Here is a 13,119-nt window from a genome sequence, read left to right as displayed (position 1 = left end):
GGAGGCTGCCCGCCTCCCGGCACCACCAGGAGAACGGCCTCCCGTGCCCTTCTGGAGGTCGTCCGCTTGGCCCCGAGTCCCACCCTCGTCCGCGTCCCCGGCACCGGGGAACTCTCGCTCGCACCGCCGGGCACACCCGAACCACCCGACCCGACAACCCCGCTCCCGGCCGCGTGGAGCGGCCTGGGCCTGTCCACCGAGGACGGGGTGACCATTCGCCGTGCGGTGGAGAAGCAGGGCACCACGCACTGGCAACAGATCACCCCCGCGCGGTTCATCTACACCAGCCAGGAGTTCGGCGTCTCCAGCGTCTTCCAGGAGACCAAGGGCGCGGTGCTGTCCGCCTACTTCGGCGGGATGGTGTTCACCGAGACCTCCGCCGGGTCGAAGCGCTACCGCGCCGAGATCAGCAGCGTCCCGCGCGGCGACGAACGCGCCCTGTGCGTGGACTGGGTCGACCAGATCTCGGCCACCGAGATCTACCACCACCGGCTCTACGTCCCGCGCGCCGAGGTCTCCGAAACCCAGGACGCCCAATGGACCCGCACCCAGGAAGCCCGCTGGGGCATCAGCTTCGCCGCACTCGCCCCCGCCACCGGCACCACGTTGGCCGTGTGGCTCACCGACGACCCCGCTGTGCTACCGGCACCGACCGGAGGTGCTACTCCCACGGCTTCCACTCAAGCCAAGTGACCGCCGCCAGCACTGCGGCGGCGACGGTCGACAGTACGACCACAACGCCGCGCCGCCGCAACCGTTGCCAAAACCCATCGGGCTTCGCCGGGCCGTCCGACGGGGTTACCGTGCTGGTTCCGCCCTCGGCAGCCTGACTGTTCACCAGTGTGATCGTATTGCGTCGACCACCCTTGATCACGACATGGACAGCCTGGTCTGCGGTCGTCTTGGTCGGCACCTCGTCGTCGTCGTTCATTTCGGCCATCATCTCGGCGACCATCTGCACGAGCAGGTTCCGAATACGTTCGACCACGCCACGGAAAGCCGAGTCGGACGCCATCCAGTACAGTCGGACGAACTGCCCTCCCGAGCCACGCCGCCCATAGTTCATCAGCCTCATAAGCTCGCTGGAACCGGGAAGCGACAACAAGGTGGTCTCACCACGATTGGCCAGATCTTCGATTTCGGCAATCCCGTGACCGAGGCGGACTTCATCACCGATCGTATCGTGGGCGACTTCCGGCAAATCCAAGGCGCTGATCTGCTGACCCTCGACAACGCCGTGAATCATGGCTATATCGGCAGCGATGACCGCAGTAATCCGGCGATACTGAGGCACGACTTCGTCATCGTCCCAGTAACCGTTCAGCTCCTTCTGTGCCCAATCCATCAAAGCGCGCGACTGCGCCTGACCTCCCAAGGCCAGACACTTGCGCAGCAAGGTCGTAACCGAGACAGAATTGTCCAGTGCGCCTTGCTGAATTTCGCCAATTAGCCCATGACTGCGCTTCCTCACGGCAACAGTATCCCCTATCGACGTTCCCACGTCGGCCGCTGCTGGTTGCGAAACGGACACATGGAGGTTCATAGAGTGAGTCGATCCCAGCGCCGCGAGGCCACCAACCGCCCGCCCGCACCCGCGCGCAGCGAGCACGCGGTGATGTGGCGCGGCAAGCGCTTCACCCTCCCGTCCGCCTCGGAGTTCCCGTTGGCCGCGATCGAGGCCGAGGAGGAGGGCAAGGTCCTGTTGTCGCTGCGGCTGATCCTCGGCGAGCAGCAGTACACGACCTGGCGCGAACTCGCCCGGACCGCCGCCGACGCGGAGCACTTCTCCCAGACGATCATGCGGGAGCTGGGGCGGGGAAACCCCTGATCGTCGCCCGCCTGCTGGCGGACGACACCACCGCGACCGCGCTCGAAGCCGACCTCCTGCGCTACGGACTGGACCTGCTGGACCTCTACCGGGGCACGTTGTCGTTCCGGCGGGTGTGCGCCGTGGTCGCACACCTTTCCGACGACGCCGCCGTGTGGCGCGCGGCTTCGCCCGATGCCGGGTGGACCCGGCCCGAAGTCCTGCTCGCCGCGCTGGAGCGACGGGTCACGCTGCTGTGGGCGACCGTCGCCACCGCCCTGGGCACGAAGGTGTCCGACGCCGACGTGACCGCCCCGCTGGACCTCGGCGACGCCGCCCCGCCCGCACCGGCAGGGGGTGAGCCCGAACCGGAAGTCCGGTCACTGCGCGAGATCGCGCTGTGGATGCGGGGAGTGTGAGCGCTCCTGGCAACCGTCGGCCACGCCTACCTCAAAGTCCTGCCCAGCCTGCAAGGGCTCGGACGTCACCTCCGAGAGCAGATCAACCAGGCCGAACGCGGAGCGCCCGACATCAGTCTGGGCGCGCAGATCCAGACCGCGCTGGTGCGCGCCCAACTCGCCGAACTCGCCCGCGCGGGCGACCGGACCGCCCTGCGGCTGCTCGCCGAACTCGACACCGCCCCGGCCCGTGACGAGTTCGCCGACCTCAAGCGCCGCCTGTCCGGGCACAGCGTCACCATCCGCGCCGCGCTGGACCGCAGCGTGGGCGCGTCCGTGCGCGGCCTGGCGCAGCTCGACAACAGCGTCACCCGCCTGACCGGCAACATCACCGCCCACACCGCCACCGTGGGCGCGGCCACCCTGAAATACGCCGCACTGGCCGGTGGCATCGCCCAGGCCCTCGGACTGATGGGCGGGCTCGGCGCGGCAGCCGGGACCGCCGCCGGGTCACTGCTCATCGTCCCCGCGGTGGCCATCGCCACGGCCGCCGCCGTAGGCGCGCTCAAGCTCGGCGTCGACGGGCTCAACGACGCCCTGACCGCCGAGACACCAGCCGAGTACGCCAAGGCGGTCAAGGACTTCCCGCCCGCGATGCGGGAGACCACCGACGCCGTCCGCGCACTGCGCCCTCAGCTCGATGGGCTCAAGCTCGACGTGCAGACCCGGCTGTTCGCCGGACTCGGCGTCGAGGTCTCCCGGCTGGGGGACCGCTACCTGCCGGTGCTGCGTGACGGCCTGGTCGGCATCGCGCAGGGCTACAACCAGGCCGCCCGGCAGGCGGCGGGGTTCGCGGGTGAGGCGCGCACGGTCGATGACGTCCGGCTGATCCTGGACAACACCGGGCAGTCCGTCCGCGCCTTGGCGGGCGGTGTGGCGCCGCTGCTGCGCGCCATCCGCGACATCGCGGCCGTGGGCTCGGAGTTCCTGCCCGGCTTCGCCTCCGGGCTCGGGGAGAGCACCGAGCGGTTCGCGCAGTTCATCGCGACCGCCCGCGAGACCGGGCAGCTACGCGAGTGGCTGTCCGCCGGCCTCTCCGCGTTGGGCGACCTGGCCACCATCCTGGGCAACGTCGTGCGGATCGTGTTCACGGTCCTGTCGGCCGCCACCACCCAGGGCGCGGGTCTGCTCCAGACCCTCAACGCGGTCACCGGCTCCATGCTCACCTTCCTCCGCAGCGCGGAGGGAACCCTTGCCCTGCAACAGATCTTCGGCGGCTTGGGCGCGGTCGCCTCGGCGCTGCTGCCGCTGCTGGCCGAAGTCGCACGGGTGGCGGCCTCGGTCCTCGCGCCCGCCGTCGCCCAGCTCGGGCCGATGGTCGCGCAGGGCCTGGCCGTGCTGGTGGCCGGGATCGAACCGGCGGGCCGTGTTCTGGCCGCTCTCGCCCCGCTGGCCGGGGTCGCGGCCCAGGCGCTGGCCTCCCTGCTCGTCCCGGCGCTCCAGGTGCTGGCCGGGGTCGCGGCTGAGCTGGCACCGGCCGTGTCGGCGGTCGTCGGCGAACTGGTCGGCGGGGCGCTGGCGGACGGCGTCCGCGAGCTGGCCCCGGCACTGATCGGCCTGGCCCGTGCCGCCGCGCCGCTGATCGTCCAGCTCGGCGGGCTGCTCGTGCAGGCGGTCAACATCGCCGCCCCGGCGCTGGCGAACCTCCTGCGCGTTCTGACGCCCATCGCGGTGCAGATCGGCAGAGCGCTGCTGACCGCCCTGTCGGCGGTCCTGCCGCTGGTCGGCCAGCTCGCCGATGTCTGGGTTCAAGTCCTGCTCGCCGGGCTCACGGCGGCGCTGCCCGTGCTCCCCGTGATCGTCTCGACGGTCCAGCGGCTGGCCGAGGTCCTGTCGGTCGGCCTGGCCGCCGCCACACCGACTCTTGTCCAGATTGGACAGTTGCTCGGCGAGACGCTGGCTGTCGGGCTGACCGGGCTGCTGCCGCTGTTGCCGCCGCTCGTCGAGGGTCTGTTGCGGATCACGACCGAGGGTCTGCTCCCGCTGACGCCCGTGCTGCTCCAGCTCGTCTCGGAGCTGCTGCCCTCGGTGCTCCAGCTCGTCGCGCTCCTGGTGCCGGTGATCGTGCAGGCCACCGGGGTGCTCGCGACCTGGACGGCCATGATCGCGGGCGTCGCGGCCGAGATCACCTCGAAGCTCGTCCCGGTCCTGCGGTTCTTGATTGACAACGTCGTCGGACCCGTGTTCCAGCGCATCGTGGACACCGTCTCGGGAGCGCTCACGTTCCTGCAAGGCATCCTCGACCTGGTCATGGGCGTGATCACCGGCGACTGGTCACGGGCCTGGTCGGGCGTGCGGGACATCGTCTCGGGAGCCTGGCAGGCGATCAAGTCCGGCGTCGACCTCGCCACGGGCGGCCTGGTCTCGTTCGTCGCGGGCCTCCCCTCGCGGCTGCTCGGCGCGCTCGGCGACCTCGGCTCGCTGCTGGTCGAAGCCGGAAAGAACCTGATCCGGGGCCTGCTGCGCGGCATCGAATCGATGATCAACTCGGTGAAGGACAAGCTCAAACAGCTCACGAACCTGCTGCCCGACTGGAAAGGCCCGCCCGAACGGGACCGCGTGCTGCTGCGCCGCTCCGGTGTGCTGGTCATGCAGGGCTTCCGCGCCGGGCTGGAGTCCGAAGAATCCGCCGTGCGCGACTACCTCACCGGCCTCACCCGCCGTATCCCGCTGGCCGTCCAAGCCCCTGACGTCGGCGGCGGTGCAGCCGCTGTGCCGCACCAGATCCGGCCGGTGGCCGCTGAGACGCCGTCCGAGGCGGACCTGACCGCGTTCGTGGACGCGGTGCGCGAGCTGGCCGCCCGGCCGGTCGTGGTGCAGGTCGGTGCCACCGAGATCGCCCGCGCCACCGCCGAAGGCCAACGCATCCTCGCCCGGAGGTGACCGCCCATGGGATCGCTGTGGATCGGACCACCCGGTCGGTTGCGGGAAATCCGGGATGCCGCAACGGAGTTCGACCGGTCGGTCTCGTTGGGCGTGCAGGAGTTCGCCTCTCTGTCGGGTGGGGTGACCGTCACCCGACTGGCCACCCCACCCCGCCGGATGTCGCTGTCCTGGACCAACCTGCGCCCCGAGGACGCGCGGTGGCTGGAAGCCCTGGCGCGCCGCGTCCACGGGCCGAGACCGCTCGCGGTGCTCGACCCCGCCAGCGACAACCTGGTGGAGCCCAACCAGTCCTTGGGGATCGCACCAACGACCGGGGTGTCCCTGGTCGGGTTCGGCATTCTCGCCGAGCAGCCGGACGGCACGCTGACCGTGACCGGTACCCAGGACACCAGCCGGCTGCACTACGGACACACGCACTGGGTGGGCTGGCCCGTCGTGCCCGGCGTGGTCGTGTCCTTCACTACCGCACTGGCGCAGGGAAATGGGGCGGCGTGCGAGTTGGAGTTCTACGACCGCGACGGAACGCTCATCGAGTCGGCAGGCCCCACCGCGCCCCTGTTGTCCGTGCTGCCACCTCCGGGGGCGGTGTTCGTCTTCCCCAAGGTCCGCCTGCCCGCCCTGTCCGTCCCGACCCCGGTCGGCGGGGCGCTGCTGCGCCTGGGTGGCCCGGTCGCGGTCGGCGAACCGGTCCCGCTCGGCGACGGCTGCCCGGCCATGGCCGTCACCGGCTACACCGACCGGCCCCGTCTCGCCCACAGGGACATGACGCTGACCCTGGTGGAGGTGCGCCATGCTCGAAGCTGACCCCGACCTCACCGCCGCGCTCGGCGAGGCCGAACGCGTCCACACCACCCTGACCCGCCTCGGCGGGCGCGACCTCACCGACCAGATCACCGCGTGGTCGGTGGACCGGGCCTACGACTCCGACCTGCCCGCACCGATGCGCGCCACCAACGGCAGCGCGGCGACCGAGCTACAGCTGACCCTGTCCGGGACCGACACCGCCACGGCCGCCCAGCTCTACGGCCCCTACGCGCCGCACGCCACCGCCGACATCGTCCGGCCCGGCCAGTCGGCCGTGCACGGCTGGGGCGTGGGCGGGGATGCGCTGCCGGCGTTCCGGGGCACGGTGCGCGACCGGTCCGCCGACAGCGGCACCGGACGTGTCGAACTGTCCGCGTTGGACGGTGCCGAGCGGCTGCGCGACGCCGCCCGGCTGCCCGTGGTCGTGTCCGGCAACCATGGCGTGATCGCCTCCGGCACGTGGATCGTGGACCACCTGCTGCGCGAGGCGGGTATCCACACCGCGCCGCCACCACGCCCCGACTGCACCCTGTACGCCTCGCTGCACGGCGGCCTCGTGCCCGACATCGGCTTCTACCGCAGCCACGTCGTCACCGCCACCTCCTACCGCAGCAGCGACGTCCCCTGGTCGATGGCGCTGGAGGCCTACAACCAGCCCGCCGTGACCCGGTGGGAGCCGCGCACCCGCACCACCGTCGGCGGACGCGGCCTGCTCACCGAGGCGTGGGCGCAGAACCCGATCGTGGCCTCCTCGGCCGGCAACCAGGTGCGGCTGGCGCTGGTGTTCCAAGCCGACAGCGCCGTCGACACGTTGTACTCCGTGTTCGACTTCGCGGCCGACACGGTCACCGTGGGCACCACCGGCAGCACCACCACGTCCCGCACCGACAACGGCGTCGGACTGCGTACCAAGGGCAGCTACCACCTCGGGGTGCACTGGACCTGGTCGGGCACCACCCCGGTGGCCCGCTACCACGTCACCGGCCCCGGCATCCCCGGCGGCTACCGCGAACGCGACCTCGGCGCACTGTCCGCCCTGACCTCCGCCCAACTCCACCACGTCGAACTCACCACCGGACTGGCCACCGAAGCAGTCCAGGTCACCATGCGCCAGGCCGCGACGACCCGCGCGGAGTTCGAACCCGCCTGGACCCGTGGCGCGGTCGTGCAGGGCCTCACCTCGCAACTGACCGCGATCCCACCCACCCAGGGCAGCGCCTGGGAGGTCATCACCGCCATCACCCACGCCGAACAGGCCACCGCCGAGTTCGACGCACACGGCATCTTCCGCTACCGCCCCAACTTCCGGTTCCGCAACCCCGGCACACCCGCGCTCACCGTCACCAGCGCCCGCGACATCGCCACCCTGCGCGTGTCCGAGGCCATCGACAGTGTGCGCAACGTCGTGGACGTCCCCTACACGCTCTACCGCCTGGGAGCCACCACCGAGCGGTTCACCGACACCGGCACCGTGCGGTCCATCCCGGCAGGGCAGTCGCTGTCGCTGACGTTCGACTACGACCTGTCCGAGTACGACAGCCCGCCCCCGGTGCTCTACGCCAACAACCTGCCCACCGGCACCAGCCGCGTCCGGTTCGCCACCAGCACCGCCGGGACCTTCGCCCTGCTCGGCGCGATCGAGTCCACCACCGAACGCGACGGCACGACCCTGCGCCTGACCTTCCGCAACCTGTCCACGAGCACCGCGTACATGGTCACCACCAACGGCACCTCGTCACTGTCGATCTACGCACCACGGTTGGCCACCGACAGCCCCACCCGGCTGTCCCTGCGCCGCTACACCGACACCAGCCGCACCCGCTACGGCGCACAGGTCTACCAAGTCCCGGCCACACCCTGGATACAGCAATGGGACACCGCCGCACGCATCGCCACCTACCTGCTCGACATGGCCTCCGCACCACTGCCGCTGCTCGGCGACGTCGAGATCCTGCCCGACCCGCGCATCCAACTCGGCGACCTCGTCCGCGTCGTCGACACCGTCGGCGCGGACCTGTCCACCCCCGCCTGGGTCGTCGGCATCCGCACCAACGGAGACCACGACGGCCGCGTCCGCCAGATCCTCACCCTGCGCGCCACCACCAGCCCCACACCACCCACCGACACCGGCCTGACCCCCGACCCGCCCGTCGACCCCGACGCCCGCACCCTGCTGGCACGCGAAGGCGTCCGCGTCCCCTGACCAGGAGGTGGACCTCCTGGACCTGTCGTTCCTGCCCAACTTCGGCGTGGCCGGCGCACTGGTGGTGATCATCGGCTACCTGCTGTCGGCCAACCACCGACTCATGACCGCCAACCGCAGCGACCGCGCCGAATACCTGGCGGCACTGGCCGCCCGCGAGACCGCGCACGCCGCCGAGGTCACCGCACTGCGCACCGCCCACGCCGCCGAACTGGCCGCCCTGCGCACCCGCATCACCAAGTTGGAACGCCGCCTGTCCGGCCTCGAAACCGAGCTGGACGCCGAACGCGACCGCCGCCGCGCCGCCGAGGACGCAGCCGCCGCCGCACGACGCGGCAACCCCACCCCACCCGCCTGACCCCACCCGACCCGCGAGCCGACACCACCCCCGGTGCCCGGCCGCTTCGCCATGCCCGACAACCGGAAGGACCACGTGGACTACGGCATCGACATCAGCTCCTGGCAGGGCTCCGCGATCGACTGGAACGCCGTGCGGGGCAACAACATCTCCTACTGCTCGGTGAAGGTCACCGAAGCCAACGGCTACGTCAACCCGCACGCCTCCGCCCAGGTCGACGGCGCACGCGGCGTCGGCATCGCCACCGGCGGCTACCACTACGCACACCCCGGCGACATCGGCGGCCAGGCGCAGCACTTCGTCAACCACCTCGACGCGCGCGGCCTGCTCGGCTCCGGCTCGCTGTGGCCGATGCTCGACATGGAGGCCCCGGCCTTCACAGGCGACCCCAACGGGTTCGTCGCCGAATTCATCCGCGAGTACCGTGCCCGCTCTGGACGGCGCGAGCTGCTGGTGTACGCCAACCAGTACTGGTTCACCCGGCGGCTGCGCCCGGACGAGTGGGCCGACGACGGCGTGATCCTGTGGTGCGCCCAGTACAACGGCGACCCCGGCAACGTCGACTACGCACACCCCCGCCTGGCGATCCACCAGCACACCCAGGAAGGCATCGTCCCCGGCTTCGGTGGCTATGTGGACCGCAACGCGACCGTGGGCGGCTGGGGCGTGGGCTCGTTCGTCCTGGACGGCGCACCCGGCCCGGCCCCGGCACCACAGCCCGCGCCGTCCCCGGCGCCCTCGGGCTGGGTGGCCTACGTCATCGCGCCCGGCGACACGCTGTCCGGCATCGCGGCGCGCACCGGCACCACCGTGGGCGAACTGGCCTCCCGCAACGGCATCGCCAACCCGAACCTCATCTACGCGGGCACCACCATCCAGGTGCCCGGCAGCGGCGGGGACGGCGGCGGCGAGCGCTACCAGATTGCGCCCGGCGACACCCTCTCGGCGCTGGCCGTGCGCTGGGGAACCACCGTCGCGGCCATCGCCGCGCGCAACGGCATCGCCAACCCGGACTACATCCGCGCCGGCGACTGGCTGACCCGCCCATGACCCACGAGCCAGCCGCCGGGCTCGAACCCGGCGGCTCGCTCGTGCTCTCCCTCGCCCTGCTGCTCTGGCTACTCGGCAAAGCCTCCTACCGCTTCGTCCGCTGGCTGGAGCGGCACGAGGGCAACCACCCCAACTTCGTCCAGGAGGAACCCTTCGTGCCCGATCCCCGCCCCCGCCCGCTACGCGTCGCGGGCTCCCTCGTCGGCGGACTCACCGCCCTGGTCACCGGCCTGGTCGGCTCCGGCCTGCTCACCCCCGGCCAAGGCGACAGCATCACCGGCCTGATCACCGCCGTCCTCGTCCTGCTCGGCACCTTCGGTGTCGTCGTCAGCACCGAACACAAGGTCACCCCGCTGGTCGACCCGCGCGACGCCGACGGCCACCCCTTGACCACCTCCCACACCGACTGACCCGAGGAGCACTCCGCCACGTCCACCACTGCCCGGCGCAGGCCCGAACGGCTGATCACCCAGAACTCGGGCCTGCGCCGGTTCAACATCCACAACTTCAGCCTGCCCGCCTGGGCCGGACGCCTCCCGGACGGCCGCACCTACAACACTTGTCCGGCCGCCGGGGTGTGCGCGGCGGTCTGTTACGCACGGCACGGCACCTACCGGTTCCCGCAGGTCAAGGCCAAGCACGAACGCAACCTCGCGCGCATCCTGGACGACCTGCCCCAGTGGGAAGCCGACATCCTCGCCGAGCTGGCACACCCGAGATTCCGGGGCGGCGTGGCGCTGCGCGTGCACGACTCGGGCGACTACTTCAGCGACTCCTACACCCTCGCCTGGCTGCGCATCGCCCGCGCCGTCCCCGATGTCCTCTTCTACTCGTACACCAAGGAGGTCGACAGATTCCGCAGGCTGGTCGAACCGGACCCGCCCGCCAACTTCCGTTGGGTCTACAGCTACGGCGGCAAGCAGGACCACCTGCTCGACCCGACCCGTGACCGGGTCGCCGACGTGTTCCCGACGGAAACGGCCATCGCCGAGGCGGGATGGAACACCAACGCCGACACCGACCTGGACGCCGTCCTCGGACCCAACCCGGTCGGCATGGCGCAGAACAACATCCCGCACCTGCAACGCAGGATCGGCGCACGCACGTTCCGCGAGTGGCAAGCGGCCCAGACCGCCCGCACCCGCACCGTCTCGCGCACCACCAACCACCGCTGACCCACGCCCACCCGCCGGGAGCCCCCACCCGGCAGGTGGGGGCTCCCGGCCCGACACCTCGGGGGAACGACCGTGAGCGCGGCCGAACCGCACACCGTCGCCTGGACCGTCGAGCACATCGAGACCGAACCGCTTGCCGACGACGACCGCGACGCCTGCGTGAACAATCTCGCCACGCTTATCAACACCTGGAATGAAATGCGTCGTGAAGCCGGAAAAGGCACCACTGCCCAATAAAGGCCGGAAATGGTAATTTGAAGCCATGCAACATCCCATTTCCGGTCAGGGCAGAGCCTTGCCGGATTCCGCGTGTTTCCGATCCCATTCCAGCGATTCAGGGGGGACATTCCCGATGGAAAACGTCATGCCGGAAAAGAGCGGTGGACATGTTCCGGACGCCGTGCGCGTGGGCGTGTACCGGCGGGTCCGCACCGACCAGGCCCGCCTGGACCTCTTCGTCACCTCACAGCCGCACTGGAAGATCGTCCAGAAGTTCACCGACAACGACTCCGGTAGGCGCGCCGACCGGCCCGGCCTGCGGAATGCCATGAGGTCGGCCGGAGCCGGACGGATCGACGTGCTGCTGGTGGACCACACCAGCGACCTGTCCCCCGTCTTCCCCGTGCTCGTGCGTCTGCTCTGCGAGTTGGACCAGGCGGGCGTGGCCGTCCGATCGGTCAGCGAACCGTTCGACACCGCCACCCCGATGGGCCGGATGATGCTCACCTTCATGGAAAGCCTCGTCCAGTGGGAACGGGAGGCGAAGGCCCGACAGAAGAACGACGAGGCGACGCTGCGGGGAGGCGACCGTGGGTAGACGATCCACGGCCGCGAAGGTCCGCAAGGCCGCGTCACTGGAAGACCTCGACCTGGACACCGTGCGCGTGGGTGTGTACCTGCGGCGCAGCACCGACGACGAGAACCAGCCCTTCACCATCGAAGCCCAGGACGTCCGCCAGGAAGCCTATGTCGCCTCGCAGCCGGGCTGGAAGATCGTCAAGAAGTTCTACGACGACGCGTCCGGCAAGGACACCAACCGGCCCGGCTTGAAGAAGGCGATGCACTGGGCCAGGTCCGGGCTGATCGACGTGCTACTGGTCTACCGGGTCGACCGGTTCTCCCGGAACCTGCGCGACACGGTGACCCTGCTCGGCGAACTGGAGAAGACGGGCGTTGTGTTCCGGTCGGCCACCGAGCCGTTCGACACCTCCACCCCGATGGGCCGCATGATGGTCCAGATCCTCGCGATGTTCGCCCAATTCGAGCGGGACATGATCGTGGACCGCGTCACCGCCGGGATGGAACGCAAAGCCGAACGCGGACAGTGGAAGGGCGGCTACACCCCACCCGGCTACAACAAGGACAAGGAAACCGACAAGCTCTACATCAACGAGGCAGAGGCCACGATCATCCGGTTGATCTTCGACCTCTACACCAAGGACCGGCTCGGCTCCCAGTCCATCGCCCACGAGCTGAACGAACGCGGGTACCGCACACGCAAGGGCGGGCTGTGGGCGTTCAAGCGCATCCTGACCATCCTGGAGAACCGCGTCTACCTCGGAGAGATCCACTTCCGGGGCGTCGTCGCCACCAACGCACATCCGGGGATCATCGACCCGAAACAGTTCGAGGAAGCCCAGCGGATCATGGACGAGCGCGGCGACAACCACGCCAACCGAGCCGCCGGCGGCTCGGACTACATCGCCACCGGCCGCCTGCCCTGCCCGAAATGCGGCACCGCCATGCTGGGCACCAGGGCCACCGGCAAGACCAAGACCTACCGCTACTACACGTGCAACAAACGGCTCAAGTACGGCAAGGACGCCTGCGACATGGACCGCATCAACGCCGACGCCCTCGACCAGGCGGTACTGGACGCCGTCGCCTCGTTCTACGGCAACCAGCACGCCCTCATCCGGGACGCGGTCGAGGTGGCCAAGAAGGTCTACGACTCCAGCCACGAGAGCGTCACCGCCGAACTCAAAGCCGTGCGCAGCGAACTGACCCAGGTCACCGGGAAGATCGACCGCTACCTCGACGCCTTCGAGGCCGACACCTTCGACGCCGACGACGACAACGCCAAGGCCCGACTGCTCAAGTACCGGACCCAACAACGCCAACTCCGCGACCGGGAAGCCGAACTCCTCGAAGAACTGGAGAACGAGCCCACCATGCCCGACGCGGCCACACTGGACGAGGTCAACCAGCACATCACCGAAATACTCCGCGCGGGCAACCACAACCAACGCAAAGCCATCGTGGAGAACTTCGTCGTCAAGATCAAGATCACCGGACCGGGCCGGATCGTGCCCGTCTTCCGAGTGCCCAACCCCACCGAAGCCGCACACACCGAAAGGGCGGAGACCGGCTTACCGGTT

General features: G+C 70.0%; 13 protein-coding genes and 1 pseudogene. 13 read left to right on the top strand and 1 reads right to left on the bottom strand.

Features of this window, described 5'->3' with window-relative positions:
- Nucleotides 1-66 precede the first annotated feature (66 nt).
- Nucleotides 67-693: a hypothetical protein gene (locus ACQPZF_RS03520; protein WP_433268160.1), complete on the top strand. Its 627-nt coding sequence runs from the start codon at nucleotides 67-69 to the stop codon at nucleotides 691-693.
- Here ACQPZF_RS03520 and ACQPZF_RS03515 read toward each other — a convergent pair.
- Entirely contained in the window at nucleotides 662-1,471 is an 810-nt protein-coding gene (locus ACQPZF_RS03515; RefSeq protein ID WP_433268158.1) for a hypothetical protein, read from the bottom strand. The genes ACQPZF_RS03520 and ACQPZF_RS03515 overlap by 32 nt on opposite strands.
- 75 nt (nucleotides 1,472-1,546) lie before the next feature.
- Between ACQPZF_RS03515 and ACQPZF_RS03510 the strand changes: the two genes are divergently transcribed.
- The 12 genes and pseudogenes from ACQPZF_RS03510 to ACQPZF_RS03455 form a co-directional block, all read left to right on the top strand.
- Nucleotides 1,547-1,828 (top strand): hypothetical protein, encoded by a 282-nt coding sequence (locus tag ACQPZF_RS03510; RefSeq protein ID WP_433268157.1) that lies wholly within the window; start codon nucleotides 1,547-1,549, stop codon nucleotides 1,826-1,828.
- Between the two features lie 122 nt (nucleotides 1,829-1,950).
- Entirely contained in the window at nucleotides 1,951-2,226 is a 276-nt protein-coding gene (locus tag ACQPZF_RS03505; RefSeq protein ID WP_433268154.1) for a hypothetical protein, read from the top strand.
- Between the two features lie 144 nt (nucleotides 2,227-2,370).
- The gene (locus ACQPZF_RS03500; RefSeq protein WP_433268152.1) at nucleotides 2,371-5,148 is read left to right on the top strand and encodes a phage tail protein; all 2,778 of its coding nucleotides are present in this window, start codon (nucleotides 2,371-2,373) and stop codon (nucleotides 5,146-5,148) included.
- 6 nt (nucleotides 5,149-5,154) lie between these two features.
- The gene (locus ACQPZF_RS03495; RefSeq protein ID WP_433268150.1) at nucleotides 5,155-5,955 is read left to right on the top strand and encodes a hypothetical protein; all 801 of its coding nucleotides are present in this window, start codon (nucleotides 5,155-5,157) and stop codon (nucleotides 5,953-5,955) included.
- Nucleotides 5,942-8,158, top strand: coding sequence for a hypothetical protein (locus tag ACQPZF_RS03490; protein ID WP_433268148.1), 2,217 nt, complete (start codon nucleotides 5,942-5,944; stop codon nucleotides 8,156-8,158). The genes ACQPZF_RS03495 and ACQPZF_RS03490 overlap by 14 nt, the downstream gene beginning before the upstream one ends.
- Before the next feature lie 7 nt (nucleotides 8,159-8,165).
- Complete coding sequence (locus tag ACQPZF_RS03485) at nucleotides 8,166-8,516, top strand: hypothetical protein (RefSeq protein WP_433268146.1); 351 nt, start codon at nucleotides 8,166-8,168, stop codon at nucleotides 8,514-8,516.
- A 33-nt stretch (nucleotides 8,517-8,549) separates the two neighbouring features.
- Nucleotides 8,550-9,566, top strand: a complete 1,017-nt coding sequence (locus tag ACQPZF_RS03480; RefSeq protein WP_433268145.1) for a GH25 family lysozyme — start codon at nucleotides 8,550-8,552, stop codon at nucleotides 9,564-9,566.
- On the top strand, nucleotides 9,563-9,976 hold the full coding sequence (locus ACQPZF_RS03475; protein WP_433268143.1) for a hypothetical protein: 414 nt from the start codon (nucleotides 9,563-9,565) through the stop codon (nucleotides 9,974-9,976). The genes ACQPZF_RS03480 and ACQPZF_RS03475 overlap by 4 nt, the downstream gene beginning before the upstream one ends.
- A gap of 51 nt (nucleotides 9,977-10,027) precedes the next feature.
- Nucleotides 10,028-10,741: a GP88 family protein gene (locus ACQPZF_RS03470; protein ID WP_433274418.1), complete on the top strand. Its 714-nt coding sequence runs from the start codon at nucleotides 10,028-10,030 to the stop codon at nucleotides 10,739-10,741.
- A gap of 72 nt (nucleotides 10,742-10,813) precedes the next feature.
- Nucleotides 10,814-10,978 carry a hypothetical protein gene (locus ACQPZF_RS03465; RefSeq protein ID WP_433268141.1) on the top strand — a complete coding sequence of 55 codons (165 nt, stop codon included), beginning with the start codon at nucleotides 10,814-10,816 and terminating at the stop codon, nucleotides 10,976-10,978.
- A 127-nt stretch (nucleotides 10,979-11,105) separates the two neighbouring features.
- Nucleotides 11,106-11,558 carry a recombinase family protein gene (locus ACQPZF_RS03460; RefSeq protein WP_433268139.1) on the top strand — a complete coding sequence of 151 codons (453 nt, stop codon included), beginning with the start codon at nucleotides 11,106-11,108 and terminating at the stop codon, nucleotides 11,556-11,558.
- A pseudogene (locus ACQPZF_RS03455) lies at nucleotides 11,551-12,564 on the top strand (recombinase family protein); the annotation flags it as partial. The gene ACQPZF_RS03460 and the pseudogene ACQPZF_RS03455, both read left to right, overlap by 8 nt.
- Nucleotides 12,565-13,119 lie beyond the last annotated feature (555 nt).

The organism is Actinosynnema sp. CS-041913 (assembly GCF_050942485.1).
GTDB lineage: Bacteria > Actinomycetota > Actinomycetes > Mycobacteriales > Pseudonocardiaceae > Actinosynnema.
This window is presented reverse-complemented; position numbering and strand designations above follow the sequence as displayed.

Excerpts from the sequence above, each read along its gene's own strand:
- ACQPZF_RS03460 (WP_433268139.1), top strand. The coding sequence starts at position 11,106 with ATGCCGGAAAAGAGCGGTGGACATGTTCCGGACGCCGTGCGCGTGGGC.
- ACQPZF_RS03495 (WP_433268150.1), top strand. The coding sequence starts at position 5,155 with ATGGGATCGCTGTGGATCGGACCACCCGGTCGGTTGCGGGAAATCCGG.
- ACQPZF_RS03490 (WP_433268148.1), top strand. The coding sequence starts at position 5,942 with ATGCTCGAAGCTGACCCCGACCTCACCGCCGCGCTCGGCGAGGCCGAA.
- ACQPZF_RS03475 (WP_433268143.1), top strand. The coding sequence starts at position 9,563 with ATGACCCACGAGCCAGCCGCCGGGCTCGAACCCGGCGGCTCGCTCGTG.